Origin of the sequence: Paraburkholderia phytofirmans PsJN, from assembly GCF_000020125.1 — a bacterium.
GTDB classification, from domain to species: Bacteria; Pseudomonadota; Gammaproteobacteria; order Burkholderiales; family Burkholderiaceae; genus Paraburkholderia; species Paraburkholderia phytofirmans.
In genome coordinates this window covers 1,996,499-2,016,259 of record NC_010681.1, presented here as the reverse complement: position 1 = coordinate 2,016,259, position 19,761 = coordinate 1,996,499, and the positions used below count along the sequence as shown (strand labels likewise).

Below are 19,761 nucleotides of genomic sequence, written 5' to 3'. Positions count from 1 at the left end.
GGGCGCAATCTGCGTGCGCACTCACTGGCACCGGCAGAATGCGACAGGCGGCGCACGATATGTGACCCGATTAATTCGAGGGAAACCATGCCTTTGCCTACCCCCCCCAGCAAGCTCGGCAATCTCCTGCCGCCTGACGAATACAAGGCCAAAGCCGCCAGCCCGGCGCGCTCCGCCGCGAAGAAACAGGCGGTGGTTGGGGAATCCGCAGAGTCGGCCGACTACGGCCGCGCGAACGTCGCCACCCCCATGGCGCACGCCGCCAATGCCGCGACGACCTTGCGGCCCGTGCCGGCATCGTCGGCTACCGCTGTTGCGTCCGCATCCGCTGAACAGGCTGCGCCAGCGCGTAGTCGCAAAACCAAACAGACCGCCGCACTGCTGCAGCCGGTTCCTGCCAGCCGTCCGCAAGCCGAACCGGCTGCGCAGCCGGTCGTCGCCCGCGCGCCGAGCGCGAAGCAGGCTGAGGCGAGCACGCCCACGGCTGCCGCGCCGAGCACGCGCGGCACCGCCAAGAAACGCGGTGCTGGCAATGAGCCGGTGGAAATGCAGAAGCTTTTCGTGCTCGACACGAACGTGCTGATGCATGATCCGAGCTGCCTGTTCCGCTTCGAGGAACACGACGTCTATCTGCCGATGATGACGTTGGAGGAACTCGACAACCACAAGAAAGGCATGTCGGAAGTCGCGCGCAACGCTCGCCAGGTGAGCCGCACGCTCGACGCGCTGGTGGCGAACGCCGGCAATATATCCGACGGCATTTCGCTCGCGCGTCTGGGCAGCCGCGAGGCTTCCGGGCGTCTGTACTTCCAGACCAAGCTCAACGCCATCGAGCCGGTGGAAGGTCTGCCGGAAGGCAAGGCCGACAACCAGATCCTCGGCGTGGTGCGCGCGCTGCAGCGCGACCGGGCGGATCGCCAGGTCGTGCTGGTGTCGAAAGACATCAACATGCGCATCAAGGCGCATGCGCTCGGCCTGCCCGCTGAGGACTACTTCAACGACCAGGTGCTCGAAGACAGCGATCTGCTGTATTCCGGCATCCGCGCGCTGCCGCAGGATTTCTGGACCAAGCACGCGAAGGGCATGGAGAGCTGGCAGGACACCAAGACCGGTACCACGTACTACCGTGTGACGGGTCCGCTGTGCGCCTCGATGCTGGTCAACGAGTTCGTCTATCTGGAGCCGCAGAACGGCGAGCCGGCGTTTCACGCGCTAGTGCGCGAACTGAACGGCAAGACGGCGCTGCTGCAAACCTTGCGCGACTACGGCCACCACAAGAACAACGTGTGGGGCATCACGGCGCGCAACCGCGAGCAGAACTTCGCGCTGAACCTGTTGATGAATCCGGAGATCGACTTCGTCACGCTGCTGGGTCAGGCCGGCACCGGCAAGACGCTAGTCGCGCTTGCCGCCGGTCTTGCGCAGGTGCTGGACGACAAGCGCTACAACGAGATCATCGTGACGCGCGCGACGGTCCCGGTCGGCGAAGACATCGGCTTCCTGCCGGGTACGGAAGAGGAAAAAATGCAGCCGTGGATGGGTGCATTCGACGACAACCTCGAAGTCCTGCAGAAAACCGACGACGCAGCCGGCGAATGGGGCCGCGCCGCGACGCAGGAACTGATCCGCTCACGCCTGAAAGTCAAGAGCATGAACTTCATGCGTGGCCGCACGTTCGTGGACAAGTATCTGATCATCGACGAGGCGCAAAACCTGACGCCCAAGCAGATGAAGACGCTGGTCACGCGCGCGGGTCCGGGCACGAAGATCATTTGTCTCGGCAACATCGCGCAGATCGATACGCCTTATCTGACGGAAGGCAGTTCCGGTTTGACGTACGTGGTGGATCGCTTCAAGGGTTGGGCGCACAGCGGGCATGTGACATTGGCGCGCGGCGAACGCTCGCGCCTTGCCGACTACGCGTCGGAAATTCTTTAAGTTTCAGACTGTTAGCTTTAGCCAGAAGCCGCGCCCGGAGCAATCCGGGCGCGGTTTTTTTTTCTTGACCCGGCGTTCTCGCCGGGCAACACTTAGCGCACGAACTTCAAGTAATTTGTCAAGAATTCTTGCCCGAGGAAGCGCCCAAGGGCTACCATCCCGAAATCGTTCGCCGTTAAATGGGCGTTTACCGCTCTCCCCGTCTTCATGCGCCGACTCGCCTTTTCGCTGCTGATCGTTCTGCTGCTCGCCGCCTGTGCCGGTGCGCCGCAGAAAACGTCGTCGCGCTCGGGCAGTTCGGTCGTGGTGGCGAACGGCGCTTATCACGCTCCGCCGCCCGGCTTCCCGAATTTCGTCGATCACAGCATTGGCCGCGAGGAAATCTCGATTCAGGCAATGAGTCTCGTCGGCATTCCATACCGTTGGGGCGGGAATACGCCGGATAGCGGCTTCGATTGCAGCGGATTGGTTCGCTATGTGGTTTTGCGTGCGGCCTCCGTGAACCTGCCGCGCACGACGGCCGACATGAGCGGGCGCGGCGAATCGATCGAGCCGGACGAGATCGCGCCGGGCGATCTGATTTTCTTCAATACGACGGGGCGCGCGCACTCGCACGTCGGCATTTATGTGGGCAAGCTGCGTTTCGTCAACGCGCCGTCGACCGGCGGCACGGTGCGGCTCGACTATTTGACCAATCCTTACTGGGCCAAGCGTTTCGACGGGATTCGCCGCGTGGCCGCCCCGGCCGCGACGCCGGCGCCGTTCGATACGCCGAGTTATCAGGCGGCGGCGCCGCAGCCTGAACGCGCTGTTTCGCCGGGGGCGCGGACGGCGCCGGCGTATGCCGGTGTGACTGGTACTGCGGCGGCGGGTGCGCCAGCGTATGCAGGCAAGGCGGAGACCGTGGCGCCGACGTCGGCAAAGACTGCCACACAGCCGCCGCCAGTTTATGCCGCTGGCGCGCCGCAACTCCAATCGCAACCGCAATCGACGCAGACGGCCCGCGTCGCGGCAACGCCGCGCGCGCCGTCGACAATCGAGGCGCAATCGCCAACGACCGCAGCCGCGCCGCAAGCCGATCCGTTCGAACCGCCACCGCCGGCACTGAGCGCAGCGCAGATGCAGGCGCGTGCGGCAGGCGCGGTGTCGCCGACGCCGGTTCCGGCTGCACAAGCCAGCGCGTTCGACGCCAACGCCGGCGCCGCCCAACAACAGGCGGCCACTTCACGCACGGCGCCGCAGATGGCGACCTCCCGTGCGCCCGATCCAATCGACGCCGCCGCCGACGCGTTCGAGCCGCCGCCGCCCGCTTCCGTCGCGGCGCGCCAGGCTCGCCAAGCGCAGCAAGCCGATGAAAACGGCAGCGTGCAGATCATGCGGGCTTCGACGGGCGCGCGCGGCATGCCCGCGCCTACGCAAACCAACGACGACCCGATCGCCCGCTTCGCCAACGGCAATTTCTGACGCCGCGACGCCGGCTTTGCGCGCACGAGCCCGAGTCAGGCCGCTTCTGCGTCGACGCTTTGCGGCCTATGACGCCGTAAGTAGCGCATGTGGATCCGGCAGTGACGTTCAGCGGTTCAGCCGTTTAGCATCACGCGACGCACCACAACTCACCCTTGGCACCCACTAAAGACCCAGCCCAGACCGGGCCGCCCGGCGTCGGTATTTCGTTATACGACTAGCCCGTCAGCGCGCGAGCAACGAGCTACGCCAAGTCGATCACGATACTCCACCTCACCACGACACCGCCCCCGCTGATCTGCTATCGTCATCGATATTCTTCCGACAGCGGGTGACGACGATGGATCTCGGGCTCAAAGACAAGGTGGTATTGATCACGGGCGGCAGCAAGGGAATCGGGTTCGCTTGCGCCCGCGCGTTTGCGCTCGAGGGCGCGAAAGTCGCGATCGTGTCGCGCGATCCCGCCAACCTCGCACGCGCTTTCGAGCAGTTGAAGCAGGAAGGCCTGCACGTGCACCGAACCCGCGCCGATCTGCACGAACCGCACAGCGCCGCCGATATCGTCGAAGAAGTCAGCACCGCGGTCGGTCCGATCGACATACTGATCAACAGCGCCGGCGCCGCGCGCCGCTACGACCCGGAAACGCTCGACGCCGACGCGTTCCGCGCCACCATGGAAGCGAAATACTTCCCCTACATCTATCCCCAGCAGGAAGTACTGCGCCGCATGGCCGAGCGCGTCAAGGCCGGCAACGGCGGCGAGCCAGGCGCCGTCGTCAACATCATCGGCATGGGCGGCAAGATCGCGAGCGATATCCATATTGCCGGTGGCGCCGCGAACGCCGCGCTGATGCTCGCCACCGTCGGCCTCGCCCACTATTACGCGCGTTACGGCATCCGCATCAACGCGATCAATCCCGGCGCGACCCTAACCGAGCGTATCGAGGAAGCGGTCAAGCTGGAAGCCACGCAGCAAGGCATCGAGAGCGCGGAAGCGCTCGCGCGCGGGCAGGCCAAAGTGCCGCTCGGACGCTTTGCCAAACCGGAGGAAATTGCCGACGTCGCGCTGTTCTTGGCGAGCCGCCGCGCGAGCTATGTGACGGGCGCGATCGTCCCGATGGATGGAGCCAGCGCGCCGCTAATCTAGACGGCGCGCTTCGAACCCAGACAGTTTGATAGCGCGGCGGGCAGCGCCGCCGCGCACTTTACAGGAAGCGGTGGCCGAGCCACCAGGCGGCGCCGGCGAGCGCCGCGGAAGCCGGGATCGTCAGAATCCAAGCCCACACGATATTGCCGGCCACGCCCCAGCGCACCGCGCTCAGCTTCTGCGTCGCGCCGACCCCGACAATCGCGCCGGTAATGGTGTGCGTGGTGGACACCGGAATGCCGAGCCACGAGGCGGTGAACAGCGTGATCGCGCCGCCCGACTCCGCGCAAAAACCGCCGACCGGCTTGAGCTTGGTGATCTTCTGCCCCATCGTGCGCACAATGCGCCAGCCGCCGAACAACGTGCCGATGCCCATCGAGAGATAGCAGCCGCCGATCACCCACAGCGGCGGCGCGTCCGCGAAAGACGACGCATAACCGGTCGCGATCAGCAGCATCCAGATAATGCCGATGGTTTTCTGCGCGTCGTTGCCGCCGTGACCGAGGCTGTACAAGCCCGCCGACACCAGTTGCAAGCGCCGGAAACGGCGGTCGACCTTGCTCGGCGGCGTGCGGAAGTAGATCCACGACACCGCCAGCATGAAGAACGAGCCGAGCACGAAACCGAGCAGCGGCGAAATGAAGATGAAGGCCACCGTCTTCATCAGGCCGTCGAAGTTAAGCGAGCCCCAGCCCGACTTGGCGAGCGCCGCGCCCACGAGGCCGCCAATCAGCGCATGCGATGAGCTCGACGGAATGCCGTAGTGCCAGGTGATGATGTTCCAGCCGATCGCGCCGACCAGCGCCCCGAAAATCACGTAATGATCGACGATGTTCGGGTCAATCGTGCCCTTGCCGACAGTCGCGGCCACTTTCAGGTGGAACACGAAATACGCGATGACGTTGAAGGCCGCCGCGAAAGCCACCGCCTGCTGCGGCTTCAGCACGCCGGTCGAGACGACCGTGGCGATCGAATTCGCCGCGTCGTGAAAGCCGTTCATGAAGTCGAAAACCAGCGCGACGGCGACCAGGCCGACGACGACCCAGATTGCGAGTTGTATCGATTGCATTATGCGTTTTCCAGCACGATGCCTTCGATGATGTTCGCTACATCTTCACACTTGTCCGTGATCGTTTCGAGCAATTCGTAGATCGCTTTGAGCTTGATCAGGGTCTTGACGTTGTCTTCTTCGCGGAACAGTTTCGACATGGCCGAGCGCAGCACGCGATCGGCCTCCGATTCCAGACGGTCGATGTCTTCGCAGGCCTTCAGAATCTGGCTCGCCTGCTTCATGTCGGACAGCAGGCTCACCGCGAACTGCACGCGCTCGGAGGTTGCCGTGCAGATATGCGCCAACTGGCTCGCCTCGGAGGTCACGGCTTGCACGTCATACAGCGAAATTGCGGTGGCGACGTCTTCCATCAGGTCGAGGATGTCGTCCATCGTGGTGATCAGCTTGTGGATCTCGTCACGGTCGAGCGGCGTGATGAACGTCTTGTGCAGCAGGTCGATGGTTTCGTGCGTGAGCTTGTCAGCGGCCTTCTCGGCTTTCTGCACGTTTTGCTTATGAGTCTCGGCGTCCTGCAGGTTGTCGATCAGCAGCTCGAGTTCGCGGCTTGCCGAGACGATGCACGTTGCGTGCGCATTGAAAATTTCAAAGAACTTGCCCTCGGTGGGCATGAATCGACCGAACATTGGGATCCCGAAAATTGGTCACATTATGGCTGACATAAAACCGCCACATTGTACCGTTGGGAGACCCAAGCCGCACTTTGAGAAGCGTCGTTACAACGACGCTCCAGTTATCGCTTCACTTCTGCGCGAATTTGCGTTTTTAGTCGCTGTAGAAATTCTGCGCGCCGGCAAAGTTGTCGAACTTCGTGAATTGACCATGGAACGTGAGCCGAACCGGGCCGATCGGACCGTTCCGCTGCTTACCGATGATGATTTCGGCCGTGCCCTTGTCCGGACTGTCCGGGTTGTACACTTCGTCGCGGTAAATGAACAGGATCACGTCGGCATCCTGTTCGATAGCGCCGGATTCGCGCAAGTCCGACATGATCGGCCGCTTGTTCGGGCGCTGTTCGAGACCCCGGTTGAGCTGCGACAACGCGATCACCGGTACGTCGAGTTCCTTGGCGAGACTCTTTAGCGAACGCGAGATTTCCGAAATTTCGGTGGCGCGGTTTTCACCTGACGACGATCCGCTCATGAGCTGCAAATAATCGATGATGATCAACCCCAGCTTGCCGCACTGGCGCGACAAGCGGCGCGCGCGCGAGCGCAATTCCATCGGGTTCAGACCGCCGGTCTCGTCGATGAAAATCTGCGCCTCGCTCATTTTCTGCACGGCATGCGTGAGCTTCGGCCAATCCTCGTCCGTCAGACGCCCGGTGCGCATACGGTGCTGATCCAGCCGTCCGACCGAGCCAAGCATACGCATGGTGAGTTGCGAACCCGGCATTTCCATCGAGAACACCGCGACCGGCAAGCCGTACTCGACCGCCACGTATTCGCCGATGTTCATCGAAAACGCCGTTTTACCCATCGACGGACGGCCGGCGACGATGATCAGCTCGCCGCCGTGCATGCCCGAAGTCATGCGGTCCAGATCGACAAAGCCGGTCGGCGTGCCGGTCACGTCGCTCGGGTTGGCCGTGTGATACAGCGTATCGATCCGCTCGACGACTTCCGTCAGCAGCGGTCCGATTTCGAGGAAGCCTTGCGTGCCGCGCGCGCCGTCTTCGGCGATCGAAAACACCTTGGACTCAGCCTCATCCAGCAACTGGCGGACTTCCTTGCCTTGCGGATTGAAGGCGTCGGCCGAGATTTCGTCGGCGACCGAGACCAGCCGGCGCAGCACCGCGCGATCGCGCACGATTTCCGCGTAGCGGCGAATGTTGGCCGCGCTCGGCGTGTTCTGCGCCAGCGCGTTCAGGTAGGCGAGACCACCAACCTCCTCCGCCTTGCCCGAGGTGCCGAGCGCCTCGTAGACGGTGATCACGTCGGCCGGGCGCGTGGCCGCGATCAGCTTGCCGATGTGCTCGAAGATGATGCGGTGGTCGTAGCGGTAAAAATCGCTCTGCGACAGGAAATCGGCGATGCGGTCCCACGCGGCATTGTCGAGCAGCAGGCCGCCCAGCACCGATTGCTCGGCCTCGATCGAATGCGGCGGGACTTTCAGCGACTCGAGTTGGGGATCTTTGGACGGTGCGTTCATGGAGAGGGATTATCGGGTAATCAGGCGGCCGCGGCGAGCGGGAAAAACAAAAAACGGGCACAAAAAAGGCAGGGGCCGGTTCCCCGGCCCCTGCCTTTCGCCAGCAAACTCCTGGCAGATGCTATGTGATGCTAGACGGTCGGCTTAGACGTGTTCGCCGATCACAGCCACCGTCACATCGACGACGACGTCGGTGTGCAGCGAGACCTGGACTGCGTGCTCGCCAACCAGCTTCAGCGGGCCTTCCGGCAGACGCACTTGCGCCTTTTCCACTGCGAAGCCTTGCTTGACCAGGGCTTCAGCGATGTCCGCGTTCGTCACCGAACCGAACAGACGGCCGTCGACGCCAGCCTTCTGATTGATCTGAACGGTCGAGCCACCCAGCTTTTCGCCTTGAGCGGTAGCTGCGGCCAGCTTTTCAGCGGCGATTTTTTCCAGTTCTGCGCGACGCACTTCGAATTCAGCCAAAGCTTCTTTCGTTGCACGGCGAGCTTGCTTGTTCGGGATCAGGAAGTTACGTGCGTAACCGTCCTTGACCTTCACGATATCGCCCAGGTTGCCCAGATTGACGACTTTTTCCAGAAGAATAATTTGCATTCGGAGACTCCTTATCGCGTCGTCGGGTTAGGCCTTGTGCTGGTCGGTGTACGGCACCAGCGCGAGGAAACGTGCGCGCTTGATTGCCGTATCCAGCTGGCGTTGATAGTGCGACTTCGTACCCGTGAGACGCGCCGGCGTGATCTTGCCGTTTTCGCCGATGAAGTCCTTCAGCGTTTCGAGGTCCTTGTAGTCGATATGATCGACATTAGCGGCCGTGAAACGGCAGAACTTCTTGCGCTTGAAGAGCGGATTTTGTTGCTGACGACGCTTGTCGAATTTCTTACCAGTCGGGCGGGGCATGTTCAGTCCTTTCCAATGTCCTGCAATGCTGTGATGTGAAATACCAGAGTTCTTGCGTTGCGGTGCTTTTTCGCCAGGAAGCCTGTGAAGAGCGTTTCCACGCCCATCTGACAACTTTCCAGCTTACCGCTCGCCTCGCCTGCGGCTACCGCCTGCATGGTCAGTTCGACTTGCCGGGCAATACCTGCCTCGACGACTTCCGTGCGGTGGTGCAACGTGCAGCCTGCAATCGGAACGCCGGCGGGGGTGTACCGCACCGGTTCGCGTTCGACGACGCTGGCCGTAAGTTGCAGCCGATTCATGTAGCCTTCGACGAGAACGACGCTTTGATCTGGTAGCTTAAATAGTGTGTCTTAAGCCTGCGCTTCGGACGGTTGCGTAGCAGCCGACTTCTTGGCTTCTTCGCGCTGCACTTCCTTCATCATCGGCGACGGGCCGGTTTCGGCCTTCTTCATCTTGACGATCAGGTGACGCAGAACAGCGTCGTTGAACTTGAATGCGTGTTCCAGCTCGTCGAGCGTGGTTTGGTCGCATTCGATATTCATGCAGACGTAGTGAGCCTTGGCGAGTTTCTCGATCATGTAGGCCAGTTGGCGACGGCCCCAGTCTTCGATACGGTGGATCTGGCCACCGTGCGAGGTGATCGTGGACTTGTAACGCTCGATCATTGCGGGCACTTGCTCGCTTTGATCCGGGTGCACGATAAATACGATTTCGTAATGACGCATATTCACTCCTTGTGCTGACTTATGGATTAAAGCCACCCGGGCGTCGAACCGGTGTGGCAAGTGTGAAGCCAAAGAGTGTAACCCGATTAGGGCCGGGTTGCAAGATATCCCGTTATTGCGAGGCGCGAATCGGGTGTGTTTTCAAGGGTTTAGGCGGTGGCGCCGCGACGAGAGCGGACGCAGCCTCTCGCGCCGGTCAGCCTGAAACGGCTGGCGAGGCCTGAACAGCCAAACCGGTACAGCCCGGCGGCCTGCGGGCCGCCAAGGCCGCCCAGTGGCCGTTTCCAGCCAGTCTATGAGCCCGCTTCCGTGCGCTCGCTGCCGCTTTGCAGACGCGCCTTCAGCGCCACTTCCAGCCCCTTCAGCGCATCCGGCGCGGCGTCCGAGATCGCCCACCAGGTCATGCCTTCCGCGTTCCAGTGCGCAATCGAATAGCCTTCGCGGCCCAGCGTCGCCGGCACCGTGCCGCTGGCGGCGGTCTGCGGAAAGACGTACACGTCGATCACGTGCTTCTGGTAGCGGTACACCAGCACGGCCACCCGCTGATGCGCGAGGTAATCGAGGCGGCCGCCCTCCAGCGCGAAGCCGTTCGCCGCGAGATCCTCGACCGGCGGCGAATAGTCCAGCCGGCCGTTGAACCAGGGCTTGACGGTATGCCGATCCGTCGAAATCACGTCGATGTCGCGCCCTGAGACCTGCGCGCGCACGTGGCTTTCTATCAGCTCGTCGGCGAACGGTCCGAAGTCCGCCGGCCGGCGCAGGTTCAGCGCCACGCCCGCCGCCGCCGCGCCCAGCACGAGCACCAGCACCATCAGCCAGCCGCGCCCGAACACGCCGCCTGATCCGACCGCGCCGCCGCCCGCGCCCGTCGGCAAGCCGAAGCCACCTTGCGGCGCCCGCATGCCGTCCAGCAAACGATCGAGCCAGCCGCGCCGCGCACGTTCGCGCGGCGGCGCCTCGACATGGGCAAGCGGCACCTCGGACGCCTCGGCCGCCGCGACCGGCTCGTCGACGGACGGCAATCCCGCGATGATCCGCTCGCGCAGCGACTGCGGCGCACGATGGTAAGGCGCCGCCCGCACCGCGCCGCTCAAGGCCCGCAGGTTCTCGCTTTCGCGCCGGCAGCCGTCGCAGCTCTCGATGTGCTGCTGAACACGCCGGGCATCCGGCGCGGGCAATTCGTGATCGGCGTTCGCGTCGAGGAGCGGCCGCGCTTCATTACAGTCCATCTGGCGTCTCCTGAGCGCTGCCGGCGGCGGTGCCGCCTGGCGAGTTGAGTGGTCGGCCGTTGGCGGACGCCCGCAATGGGGTCACGCTCGCCGTGGCCGATCTGCCCGGGCCGGACGCCGCGCACGCCGACGACCTGTGCGAGGCAGTCGCGCCCCCCTGTTTCTCCGCGAGCAACGCGGCAAGCTTGCGACGCCCCCGCGCGAGCCGGGACATCACCGTGCCGATCGGCACGTCGGCCACCGCCGCGATCTCCTTGTAACCCATTTCCTCCAGCTCCCGCAGCATCAGCACTTCCCGATATTCGACCGGCAGTTGCGCAAGCGCCTCATGCACGCGCTTCGTGTCCTCGTCGCGGATCAGGAGCGCCTGCGGATCGGCGCCGCCGACGCTCCAGCCGTCGAACGAGGCGTCGTCCATGGTGTCGTCGAACTCCACCGTCTCGTGCGACGACGAACGTCGTCGCCATTCCGTGTACCAGGTGCGCCGGACGATTGCCAGCAGCCACGGCCGCGCCGAGTCGCCGCGAAATGTGTCGAAGAAGCGGAATGCGCGCATGAACGCTTCCTGCACGACATCGTCGGCATCGCTCGCGTTGCCGCACAACCAGCGCGCAAGGTTGTACGCGGCATCGAGGTGCGGCAGCGCCAACTGCTGAAAGCGCCGGCTCCTCGCTGCTTCGGACTCGCCGTGCGCGCGGACAGGTTCTGAATCGGTCTGGACCACCTCGGCCCTCCAGGGCATTGCGGGCTATGCGATGCAGCTCGCCGGGACACTCTCTGCAATGGATAACCGGCCATTTGCCGAGTTTATTCCCGCCGCCGCGCAGAATCCGCAAAAAACTGGCCGGGATCGCCGGGCGCGGCTACGGCTAGTAAGCCGGCCGGTTCCAGTAATCCTCGCTCGCGTAGACCTCTTTCAGATAATCGATGAAGTACCGCACCTTGGCCGGCACATACCGCTGCTGCGGGTAGACGGCGAGAATGTCGTAGTCGGGCAGCGCGAACTCGTCGAGCACGGTTTCCAGCTCGCCGCGCGCCAGCTGCTGCTGGATCTCCCACGTGGAGCGCCAGCCGAGCCCGAGACCTTCCGATACCCAGCGGTGCAGCAATTCACCGTCGTTGCAGTCGAGCGTGCCGCCCACCCGCACCGTCGCCAGCTTGCCGTTGCGGCGGAAATACCAGCCGCGGTTCTGTCCGCCTTGAAGATTGAATGCGAGACAGTTGTGCTGCGGCAGGTCTTCGAGCGTTTTCGGCCTGCCGTGCTGGCGAAAATACTCCGGCGTGCCGCACACCACCCGCCGGTTCGACGCCAGCTTGACCGCCACGAAGTTCGGATCCACCGCGCCGCCTATGCGGATCGACAGGTCGTAACCTTCGCGCACCAGATCCACCACCCGGTCGGTCAGATTGAACGACACCTGCAATTCCGGCTTGTCGGCGAGAAACACCGGCGCGAGCGGTGCGACGTGTTTGCGCCCAAACGCGGCCGGCGCCGACACGATCAGATGGCCGTTGACCGCGCGCCGCCCGGCGCTCAGTTCGTTTTCCGCCTGATCCCATTCGGTGAGAAGACCCCGGCAGCGCTCCAGAAACGCGGCGCCGTCTTCGCTGACCACGAGCCGGCGCGTCGAGCGGTACATGAGTTTCACGCCGAGGCGCTTTTCCAGCGCGTCGATGCGCCGGCCGAGAATCACCGGCGACACGCCCTCCTCCAGCGCGGCCGCCGCAAGGCTGCCGGCATCCGCGACGCGCACGAAGGTTTCGATCTGTTTGAAGCGGTCCATTGTTGTCTCCTCTGTCGATCGGAGTTGGCGCTTTAGCGCTTACTCCGATCCCACGCAGGGCGGTCGATCGGAGTTGGCGCTTTAGCGCCTTACTCCGATCCCATGCAAGGCGGTCGATCGGAGTTGGCGCTTTAGCGCTTACTCCGATCCCACGCAGCGCGCGCCCCGATGCCAGTTCGCGGGCCATTCCATACTTTTTGTTTCGAAATAAGCGACCCGCACTGATCTTATCAAACCTTTCCGTCAGGCCTAAAGTCCACTCAACACTTTTAATTCGCCCATCCCCAAGACATTCAGGAGACATTCATGGCCAAGATGAGAGCCGTCGACGCAGCCGTGCTGGTGCTCGAAAAAGAAGGCATCGACACCGCATTCGGCGTTCCGGGCGCAGCGATCAACCCGTTCTACTCGGCCATGCGCAAGGCAGGCAACATCAGCCACGTGCTGGCGCGCCACGTCGAAGGCGCGTCGCATATGGCCGAAGGCTATACGCGCGCTCAACCGGGCAACATCGGCGTGTGTATCGGGACGTCGGGCCCCGCCGGCACGGACATGATCACCGGCTTGTACTCGGCTCAGGCCGACTCCATTCCTATTCTCGCCATCACGGGCCAGGCGCCGCGCGCGCGTCTGTACAAGGAAGACTTCCAGGCCGTCGATATCGAGTCGATCGCCAAGCCCGTCACCAAGTGGGCCGTCACCGTGCGTGAACCGGCACTCGTGCCGCGCGTGTTCCAGCAGGCTTTTCACCTGATGCGCTCGGGCCGTCCGGGTCCGGTGCTGGTCGACCTGCCGATCGACGTGCAGCTCGCCGAAATCGAATTCGACATCGACACCTACGAACCGCTGCCGGTCTACAAGCCGAAAGCGACGCGCAAGCAGATCGAAGCCGCGCTCACGTTGCTGAATAACTCGGACAAGCCGCTGATCGTCTCGGGTGGCGGCGTGTTGAACGCAGCCGCTGAAGACCTGCTCGTCACGTTCGCCGAAACCATCGGCGTGCCGGTGATCCCGACACTGATGTCGTGGGGCGCGATTCCCGACGACCATCCGTTGATGGCCGGCATGGTCGGCCTGCAAACCTCGCACCGCTACGGCAACGCGACGATGCTCGCCTCCGACTTCGTACTCGGCATCGGCAACCGTTGGGCGAACCGTCATACGGGCAGCGTCGAGGTGTACACGAAGGGCCGCAAGTTCGTGCACGTCGACATCGAACCGACGCAGATCGGCCGCGTGTTCGGCCCGGATCTGGGCATCGTGTCGGACGCGAAGGCCGCGCTCGAACTGTTCGTCGAAGTGGCAAAGGAATGGAAAGCCGCGGGCAAGCTGAAGGACCGCAGCGCATGGGTCGCCGATTGCCAGGAGCGCAAGCGGACGATGCATCGCAAGACGCACTTCGACAATGTGCCGATGAAGCCGCAGCGCGTCTACGAAGAGATGAACCAGGTGTTCGGCCGCGACACGTGCTACGTGAGCACGATCGGTCTCTCGCAGATCGCCGGCGCGCAGTTCCTGCACGTCTACAAGGCGCGCAACTGGATCAACTGCGGCCAGGCCGGCCCGCTCGGCTGGACGATTCCGGCAGCGCTCGGCGTGCGTGCGGCTGATCCGCAGCGTCCGATCGTGGCGCTCTCGGGTGACTACGACTTCCAGTTCATGATCGAAGAATTGGCAGCGGGCGCGCAATTCAAGCTGCCGTACGTGCATGTGGTGGTGAACAACTCGTACCTCGGCCTGATCCGCCAGGCACAGCGCGCGTTCGACATGGACTTCTGCGTGCAGCTCGGTTTCGAGAACATCAACGCGCCGGAGATGAACGGCTACGGCGTGGATCACGTTGCCGTCGCCGAAGGTCTGGGTTGCAAGGCGATCCGCGTGTTCAAACCGGAAGAACTGAAGCCCGCGCTGCTGAAGGCGCAATCGATGCTCTCCGAGTTCAACGTGCCGGTGATCGTCGAAGTGATTCTCGAACGTGTGACCAACATTTCGATGGGCACCGAGATCGACGCGATCAACGAGTTCGAAGAACTGGCTGCGAAGCGCGAGGACGCACCGACCGCGATCAGCATGCTCGACTGAGCAAGTCGATCGAAGCATTAAAAAATCGAGCATCACGTGGGCGCGGTTCGGCAACACCGAACCGCCTCACGAAGCCATTCCCCTGACCGACCAGAGAGACAGACGCACCATGCCGAAATTTGCAGCGAATCTCACCATGCTCTTCAACGAAGTCCCGTTCCTCGACCGCTTTGCGGCCGCGGCGGACGCGGGCTTTCACGCCGTCGAATTTCTGTTTCCGTATCCGTATCAGATCGCTGAATTGAGCGAACGTCTGCAGCAGAACCGCCTGAAGCTGGTGCTGCACAACCTGCCCGCGGGCAACTGGGAAGCCGGCGAACGCGGCATTGCGTGCCTGCCGGATCGCGTGAGCGAATTCCAGGAAGGCGTGGGCCGCGCGATCGAATACGCGAAAGCACTCAAGGTGCCGCAACTGAACTGCCTCGTCGGCATTCCGACGGCCGGCGTGGATGCGGACAAGGCGCGCTCGACGATCGTCGACAACCTGCGCTTCGCCGCGAGCGAACTGAAGAAGGCCGGCATCAAGCTGCTGGTCGAGCCGTGCAATTCCTATGACATTCCGGGTTTCGCGCTGAACCATTCGGGCGAAGGCCTCGACGTGATTCGCGCGGTCGGTTCGGACAACCTGTACCTGCAGTACGACATCTATCACATGCAACGGATGGAAGGCGAACTCGCGGCGACCATCAGGAAGAACCTGCCGCAGATCGCGCACATCCAGCTCGCCGACAACCCGGGCCGCAACGAACCGGGCACCGGCGAAATCAACTACCCGTTCCTGTTCGATCTGCTCGACACGCTCGGCTACGACGGCTACGTCGGCTGCGAATACAAACCGCGCACGACGACCACCGCCGGCCTCGGCTGGGTGCAGAGCGTGGCCGGGCAAACCCGCGGCGCGGCGCACGCCGCCGCCTGAGCGCCGCATCGCCTGATTGCCCGGCGGGATCAGGCGCTCGACGCCCCGAAGGAAGTCCCTCGAGGGACACCCAACAACACTGGAGATTTAGACACATGGCAAAGATCGGTTTTATCGGCCTCGGCATCATGGGCGCGCACATGGCGCGCAACCTCATCAAGGGCGGTCACTCGCTGTTCGTGAATGGCGCGTACCCGGTGCCGGAAGATCTGAGCAAAACGACGAGCGTCGTCGCGAATTCGACCGCTGTCGCGCAAGCCGCCGACATCGTCATCATCATGGTGCCGGACACGCCGGATGTCGCCAACGTGCTGTTCGCCGACGACGGCGTGGCGGCCGGCCTCTCGAAGGGCAAGCTCGTGATCGACATGAGCTCGATCTCGCCGCTCGACACGCAAGCATTCGCGAAGAAGATCAACGCGCTCGGCGTCGACTATCTTGATGCGCCGGTTTCCGGCGGCGAAGTCGGCGCGCGTGAGGCGTCGCTGACGATCATGGTGGGCGGTCCCGAAAAAGCGTTCGCTACGGCCAAGCCGCTGTTCGAGCTGATGGGCAAGAACATTTCGCTGATCGGCGAGAACGGCGCGGGTCAGACCTGCAAGGTCGCGAACCAGATCATCGTCGCGCTGAATATCGAAGCGGTGGCCGAAGCGCTGCTGTTCGCCGCGCGCTCGGGCGCCGATCCGGAACGTGTGCGCAAGGCTTTGATGGGCGGCTTCGCCTCGTCGCGGATTCTCGAAGTGCACGGCGAGCGCATGACCAAGCGCAAGTTCGATCCGGGCTTCCGCATTGAGCTGCACCAGAAGGATCTGAACCTCGCACTCGACGGCGCGCGCAAACTCGGCATCGCCTTGCCGCATACGGCAAGCGCGCAGCAACTGTTCAGCGTGTGCGCGGCGAACGGCGGCAAGGCATGGGATCACTCGGCGATGGTGCGCGCGCTCGAAATCATGGCGAATTTCGAAGTCGCGCAAGCGCCGGGCAGCGAAGCCAAGGCGGCATGAGGAAGTGATACGGACTGCCCTGATCGTTGCAATATCAACGTCATGGCAGTTGAAGGTGGGGCGCCCGCTTCGTCGTGCGACATGCACGGCGCAACGGGCAAATCGTGCCGCTCTGGGCTGAGAGCGGCAAGTGGGGTCCGCAGCGGCACCCGGCGGCGCCGGGGAAGCCTTGGTCGGTCAGACGTCGTCGTCGGGTGTCCGGCTGTCGGATTTCATGTTTAACGATGCTTATGCTTTTTCGGCCAAACTCTCGCAGCGGATGCATCACGCATGCCGCTCACCGGCGTCTCTGCTTGCGGCTCCAATCGTACGCAGGCCCGCAAGTCCGCTTGCATTTGCTTGCAACTCCGTCCCCTTTGCTCGACCTTTTTTGACACATCGGTCCGCGCTTTTCTCCTACACTCGTTGAGTCTGGTTGCGGGCGTGTCAGCGTTCAGGTGCGGCTTGCCGATCAAGGCATCGCGTGTCCTCTGCTTAATTCGCCCGAGTCCCAACCAGTGTTCAACCCGTGAGCGGCATGTGCTTGCGCCAATAACCCCTCTGCAAAGGATTCAGAATGAGCATCTTTGGTGACATCGTACATAAGCTCTTTGGCAAAGCGAAACCGGACCAGCCTGCGCCCGCTGTCGAGCCGACACCGGATCCGGCCGCGGCGCAAGCCGCCGCACCCGCGGCTACTCCGGCGCCCGCGCCGCTCGCCGATGTCGACGTCGCTGTCGTCATGGACCAGTTCGTGAGCGAAAGCGGTCAAACGTTGAACTGGCGCACGTCGATCGTCGACACGCTCAAAGCGCTCGGCGTCGACAGCAGCCTCGAGCATCGCAAGGAACTCGCCAGGGAACTGAAGTACACCGGCGACACGAACGATTCGGCAAGCATGAACATCTGGCTGCACAAGCAGGTGATGGTGGCACTGGCAGCTAACGGCGGCAAGTTGCCGCCGGATCTGGCGAACTGACTGCTTGCCGACGCCGCCTCGTTGCGGCGCTAACGATAAGCCTCAAGCTGAAACGACAACGCGGCGCTCGGGTCGATGACCTGGGCGCCGCGTTGTCATTCAGGCTTCATGTGCGGAACACGCTTCTGACTTCGAAGCCGTCCTGTCCACGCTGAATCGATCAGTACGTATCGAATATTTTCTGCAACGCCATCGGCCCGGTGGCGCCCGCGGCCAATGCCAGCATCAGCAGCACGCGCGCCTTGTACGGATTCAGCGAACCTGCGCTGACGAAACCGAGTGCGTCGTCGGCGGCCGCGCCGTTGCGCATCACGTGCCCCGAACCCACGCGCGACGCGCGCACCACCGCGACGCCTTGCGAGGCGGCATCGGCGAGCGCCTGCTGCACCGAGGCGTGAATCGAGCCGTTGCCCGTACCCGCCACGACGATTCCGCGCACTCCGGCGGCAACCAACGCATCCACGGCAATGCGCGACACGCCCGCGTAACTCAGCACGATCTCCACATGCGGCCACTGCGCGCCGATCACGAATTCGGTTGCGAGCGTATGTGGACGCACCACACCGCGCTGGAATTCGACGCGGCCATCCTGCACCCAGCCGAGCGCGCCGATTTCGGGCGAATGAAACGCATCGACCGCATAGGTGCTCGTCTTGACCACGTCGCGGGCGCTGTGGATCCTGTTGTTGAAGGCCACCAGCACGCCCTGCCCGCGCGCGCTCGCCTGTGCCGCGACCGTCACGGCATTCAGCAGATTCAACGGGCCATCGGCGGAGAGCGCCGAGGCCGGGCGCATGGCCGCCGTCAGCACGACCGGCTTGTCCGACTTGATGGTCAGATGCAGCAGGTAGGCGGTTTCTTCGAGCGTGTCGGTGCCGTGCGTGACCACCACGCCGTCGATCTCATCGTCGGCGAGCAGCGTGTTGATGCGTTGCGCGAGCGTGGTCCACAGCGGCATCGCCATGTCCTTGCTGTCGACGCTGGCAATCTGCTCGCGCTCCATGCGCGCCACCGTGGACAAGGCCGGCACCACGGCCAGCAGTTGCTCGACGCCGATCACACCGGCCTGATAACCCGAGGTGTTGGTGGCGCTCGCGGCCGCGCCGGCAATCGTGCCGCCGGTCGCCAGCACGACGATGCGCGGCAGCAGTGGCATGGCGCCTTCGTCTGAAGGCATAGCGGAAGAAGAAGTCGAAGTATTCATGGCGGCGATTGTAAGCGATGCGCCGCGCGCCGCCATGCGTGAAAAAACGGATGTCCGTTCGTTTCGGGTTTGATGAGGCAGGTGCATGCGCGCCACAAGTTAGCGCGATGTCTGCACTAAGGCCAGCCGCGGCCCGCATGAAAGTCGTACTAACCGGCCGCCGCGACGGATTCGTGCGGCAACGTTCGTGCATGGCGCCGGACCGCGACGATCCGGCGCATCCGTCAAACCGCTTCGCGCAACTGCGCGGCGATATCCGCTTCGTTCAATTGCGGCGCGAACATCTCGATCAACCGGTACGCGTACGCGCGCAGGAACGCGCCCTTGCGCAAACCGACCCGCGTCGTGCTCGCCTCGAACAGATGCTGCGTGTCGAGCGCGACCAGTTCCGTGTCGCGCTTCGGATCGTAGGCCATCGCCGCGACCACGCCAATGCCCATGCCGAGTTCCACGTAGGTCTTGATCACGTCGGCGTCGATCGCGGTCAGCACGACGTCGGGCAACGCGCCCGCTTTCGCGAAGGCCTGGTCGATATGCGAGCGGCCCGTGAAGTCCTGGTCGTAAGTGACGATCGGGAATTCGGCGATCTCGTCGAGCGTCAGATTCGGCCTGCCGACCAGCGGATGACCCTTAGGCACCACCACCACGTGATGCCACGAATAGCACGGGAACGTGACGATATCCGGGAAACGGTCGAGCGCTTCGGTGGAGATGCCGATGTCCGCTTCGCCGTTGATGATCATCTGCGCGATCTGTTGCGGACTGCCCTGGCGCAGCGCCAGATGCACTTTCGGGAACACCTCGGTGAATTGACGGATCACCTTCGGCAGCGCATAGCGCGCCTGCGTGTGAGTGGTCGCCACGACGAGGTGGCCGCTATCCTGATCGGCATATTGGCGCGCGACACGGCGCAGATTTTCGGCGTCGAGCAGCATCCGCTCGATCAGTTGATGCACGGCCTTGCCCGGCTCGGTAAGGCCCGTGAGACGCTTGCCGCGTCGAATAAAAATGTCGACGCCGAGTTCGTCCTCCAGATCCTTGATCTGTTTCGATACGCCCGACTGTGACGTGTACAGCACGTTCGCCACCTCGGTCAGATTCATGTTCTGGCGCACGGCTTCGCGCACAAAGCGCAATTGCTGAAAATTCATCTTGATGTCTCCGGTTTTGCCAGAGTTAAGTTA

Annotated in this window: 20 protein-coding genes; 8 read left to right on the top strand and 12 right to left on the bottom strand. The window is 63.3% G+C overall.

Annotation, left to right across the window (positions count from 1 at the left end):
• Positions 1-87: 87 nt before the first annotated feature.
• The 3 genes from BPHYT_RS08900 (at position 88) to BPHYT_RS08890 (ending at position 4,549) form a co-directional block, all read left to right on the top strand.
• Positions 88-1,938 carry a PhoH family protein gene (locus BPHYT_RS08900; RefSeq protein ID WP_012432809.1) on the top strand — a complete coding sequence of 617 codons (1,851 nt, stop codon included), beginning with the start codon at positions 88-90 and terminating at the stop codon, positions 1,936-1,938.
• Between the two features lie 207 nt (positions 1,939-2,145).
• Positions 2,146-3,402, top strand: coding sequence for an NlpC/P60 family protein (locus BPHYT_RS08895; RefSeq protein WP_012432808.1), 1,257 nt, complete (start codon positions 2,146-2,148; stop codon positions 3,400-3,402).
• A gap of 340 nt (positions 3,403-3,742) precedes the next feature.
• Positions 3,743-4,549 carry an SDR family NAD(P)-dependent oxidoreductase gene (locus tag BPHYT_RS08890; protein ID WP_012432807.1) on the top strand — a complete coding sequence of 269 codons (807 nt, stop codon included), beginning with the start codon at positions 3,743-3,745 and terminating at the stop codon, positions 4,547-4,549.
• A gap of 58 nt (positions 4,550-4,607) precedes the next feature.
• Here BPHYT_RS08890 and BPHYT_RS08885 read toward each other — a convergent pair whose 3' ends face one another.
• From BPHYT_RS08885 to BPHYT_RS08840, 10 genes are all read right to left on the bottom strand, one after another.
• Entirely contained in the window at positions 4,608-5,618 is a 1,011-nt protein-coding gene (locus BPHYT_RS08885) for an inorganic phosphate transporter (RefSeq protein WP_012432806.1), read from the bottom strand.
• On the bottom strand, positions 5,618-6,244 hold the full coding sequence (locus tag BPHYT_RS08880; RefSeq protein WP_012432805.1) for a DUF47 domain-containing protein: 627 nt from the start codon (positions 6,242-6,244) through the stop codon (positions 5,618-5,620). Before BPHYT_RS08880 ends, BPHYT_RS08885 begins: the two co-directional genes overlap by 1 nt.
• A gap of 139 nt (positions 6,245-6,383) precedes the next feature.
• The gene (locus BPHYT_RS08875; RefSeq protein ID WP_012432804.1) at positions 6,384-7,769 is read right to left on the bottom strand and encodes a replicative DNA helicase; all 1,386 of its coding nucleotides are present in this window, start codon (positions 7,767-7,769) and stop codon (positions 6,384-6,386) included.
• A 144-nt stretch (positions 7,770-7,913) separates the two neighbouring features.
• Positions 7,914-8,366, bottom strand: coding sequence for a 50S ribosomal protein L9 (rplI, locus tag BPHYT_RS08870; protein WP_012432803.1), 453 nt, complete (start codon positions 8,364-8,366; stop codon positions 7,914-7,916).
• A 27-nt stretch (positions 8,367-8,393) separates the two neighbouring features.
• Complete coding sequence (rpsR, locus tag BPHYT_RS08865; protein ID WP_012432802.1) at positions 8,394-8,669, bottom strand: 30S ribosomal protein S18; 276 nt, start codon at positions 8,667-8,669, stop codon at positions 8,394-8,396.
• 2 nt (positions 8,670-8,671) lie between these two features.
• The gene (gene priB, locus BPHYT_RS08860; protein ID WP_007182110.1) at positions 8,672-8,971 is read right to left on the bottom strand and encodes a primosomal replication protein N; all 300 of its coding nucleotides are present in this window, start codon (positions 8,969-8,971) and stop codon (positions 8,672-8,674) included.
• A 51-nt stretch (positions 8,972-9,022) separates the two neighbouring features.
• Entirely contained in the window at positions 9,023-9,397 is a 375-nt protein-coding gene (gene rpsF / locus BPHYT_RS08855) for a 30S ribosomal protein S6 (RefSeq protein ID WP_006048823.1), read from the bottom strand.
• Positions 9,398-9,690: 293 nt separating this feature from the next.
• Positions 9,691-10,626 (bottom strand): anti-sigma factor family protein, encoded by a 936-nt coding sequence (locus BPHYT_RS08850; RefSeq protein WP_012432801.1) that lies wholly within the window; start codon positions 10,624-10,626, stop codon positions 9,691-9,693.
• Complete coding sequence (locus tag BPHYT_RS08845; RefSeq protein WP_012432800.1) at positions 10,616-11,350, bottom strand: RNA polymerase sigma factor; 735 nt, start codon at positions 11,348-11,350, stop codon at positions 10,616-10,618. The genes BPHYT_RS08850 and BPHYT_RS08845 overlap by 11 nt, the downstream gene beginning before the upstream one ends.
• A gap of 145 nt (positions 11,351-11,495) precedes the next feature.
• Positions 11,496-12,410: a LysR family transcriptional regulator gene (locus BPHYT_RS08840; RefSeq protein ID WP_012432799.1), complete on the bottom strand. Its 915-nt coding sequence runs from the start codon at positions 12,408-12,410 to the stop codon at positions 11,496-11,498.
• Positions 12,411-12,716: 306 nt separating this feature from the next.
• Here BPHYT_RS08840 and gcl point away from each other — a divergent pair, with 306 nt between their 5' ends.
• The 4 genes from gcl (at position 12,717) to BPHYT_RS08820 (ending at position 17,373) form a co-directional block, all read left to right on the top strand.
• Entirely contained in the window at positions 12,717-14,492 is a 1,776-nt protein-coding gene (gene gcl, locus BPHYT_RS08835) for a glyoxylate carboligase (RefSeq protein WP_012432798.1), read from the top strand.
• 109 nt (positions 14,493-14,601) lie between these two features.
• Positions 14,602-15,411 (top strand): hydroxypyruvate isomerase, encoded by an 810-nt coding sequence (hyi, locus tag BPHYT_RS08830; RefSeq protein ID WP_012432797.1) that lies wholly within the window; start codon positions 14,602-14,604, stop codon positions 15,409-15,411.
• Between the two features lie 95 nt (positions 15,412-15,506).
• Positions 15,507-16,415, top strand: a complete 909-nt coding sequence (locus BPHYT_RS08825; protein ID WP_012432796.1) for a 2-hydroxy-3-oxopropionate reductase — start codon at positions 15,507-15,509, stop codon at positions 16,413-16,415.
• Between the two features lie 556 nt (positions 16,416-16,971).
• Complete coding sequence (locus BPHYT_RS08820) at positions 16,972-17,373, top strand: DUF3597 domain-containing protein (protein WP_012432795.1); 402 nt, start codon at positions 16,972-16,974, stop codon at positions 17,371-17,373.
• Between the two features lie 160 nt (positions 17,374-17,533).
• Here the strand turns inward: BPHYT_RS08820 and BPHYT_RS08815 are convergent, their stop codons facing one another.
• Positions 17,534-18,577: an asparaginase gene (locus tag BPHYT_RS08815; RefSeq protein ID WP_041758897.1), complete on the bottom strand. Its 1,044-nt coding sequence runs from the start codon at positions 18,575-18,577 to the stop codon at positions 17,534-17,536.
• On the opposite strand from BPHYT_RS08815, the gene BPHYT_RS39435 reads away from it, so the two are divergent.
• On the top strand, positions 18,528-18,650 hold the full coding sequence (locus BPHYT_RS39435) for a hypothetical protein (RefSeq protein ID WP_274378467.1): 123 nt from the start codon (positions 18,528-18,530) through the stop codon (positions 18,648-18,650). The genes BPHYT_RS08815 and BPHYT_RS39435 overlap by 50 nt on opposite strands.
• A gap of 151 nt (positions 18,651-18,801) precedes the next feature.
• Here the strand turns inward: BPHYT_RS39435 and BPHYT_RS08810 are convergent, their stop codons facing one another.
• Positions 18,802-19,728, bottom strand: coding sequence for a CysB family HTH-type transcriptional regulator (locus BPHYT_RS08810; protein ID WP_007182122.1), 927 nt, complete (start codon positions 19,726-19,728; stop codon positions 18,802-18,804).
• Between the last annotated feature and the right edge of the window lie 33 nt (positions 19,729-19,761).

Bases quoted from the DNA above. Each gene is read 5' to 3' on its own strand.
- BPHYT_RS08900 (WP_012432809.1), top strand. From the start codon at position 88: ATGCCTTTGCCTACCCCCCCCAGCAAGCTCGGCAATCTCCTGCCGCCT.
- BPHYT_RS08895 (WP_012432808.1), top strand. From the start codon at position 2,146: ATGCGCCGACTCGCCTTTTCGCTGCTGATCGTTCTGCTGCTCGCCGCC.
- BPHYT_RS08890 (WP_012432807.1), top strand. From the start codon at position 3,743: ATGGATCTCGGGCTCAAAGACAAGGTGGTATTGATCACGGGCGGCAGC.
- BPHYT_RS08885 (WP_012432806.1), bottom strand. From the start codon at position 5,618: ATGCAATCGATACAACTCGCAATCTGGGTCGTCGTCGGCCTGGTCGCC.
- BPHYT_RS08880 (WP_012432805.1), bottom strand. From the start codon at position 6,244: ATGTTCGGTCGATTCATGCCCACCGAGGGCAAGTTCTTTGAAATTTTC.
- BPHYT_RS08875 (WP_012432804.1), bottom strand. From the start codon at position 7,769: ATGAACGCACCGTCCAAAGATCCCCAACTCGAGTCGCTGAAAGTCCCG.
- rplI (WP_012432803.1), bottom strand. From the start codon at position 8,366: ATGCAAATTATTCTTCTGGAAAAAGTCGTCAATCTGGGCAACCTGGGC.
- rpsR (WP_012432802.1), bottom strand. From the start codon at position 8,669: ATGCCCCGCCCGACTGGTAAGAAATTCGACAAGCGTCGTCAGCAACAA.
- priB (WP_007182110.1), bottom strand. From the start codon at position 8,971: ATGAATCGGCTGCAACTTACGGCCAGCGTCGTCGAACGCGAACCGGTG.
- rpsF (WP_006048823.1), bottom strand. From the start codon at position 9,397: ATGCGTCATTACGAAATCGTATTTATCGTGCACCCGGATCAAAGCGAG.
- BPHYT_RS08850 (WP_012432801.1), bottom strand. From the start codon at position 10,626: ATGGACTGTAATGAAGCGCGGCCGCTCCTCGACGCGAACGCCGATCAC.
- BPHYT_RS08840 (WP_012432799.1), bottom strand. From the start codon at position 12,410: ATGGACCGCTTCAAACAGATCGAAACCTTCGTGCGCGTCGCGGATGCC.
- gcl (WP_012432798.1), top strand. From the start codon at position 12,717: ATGGCCAAGATGAGAGCCGTCGACGCAGCCGTGCTGGTGCTCGAAAAA.
- hyi (WP_012432797.1), top strand. From the start codon at position 14,602: ATGCCGAAATTTGCAGCGAATCTCACCATGCTCTTCAACGAAGTCCCG.
- BPHYT_RS08825 (WP_012432796.1), top strand. From the start codon at position 15,507: ATGGCAAAGATCGGTTTTATCGGCCTCGGCATCATGGGCGCGCACATG.
- BPHYT_RS08820 (WP_012432795.1), top strand. From the start codon at position 16,972: ATGAGCATCTTTGGTGACATCGTACATAAGCTCTTTGGCAAAGCGAAA.
- BPHYT_RS39435 (WP_274378467.1), top strand. From the start codon at position 18,528: ATGGCGCCTTCGTCTGAAGGCATAGCGGAAGAAGAAGTCGAAGTATTC.
- BPHYT_RS08815 (WP_041758897.1), bottom strand. From the start codon at position 18,577: ATGAATACTTCGACTTCTTCTTCCGCTATGCCTTCAGACGAAGGCGCC.
- BPHYT_RS08810 (WP_007182122.1), bottom strand. From the start codon at position 19,728: ATGAATTTTCAGCAATTGCGCTTTGTGCGCGAAGCCGTGCGCCAGAAC.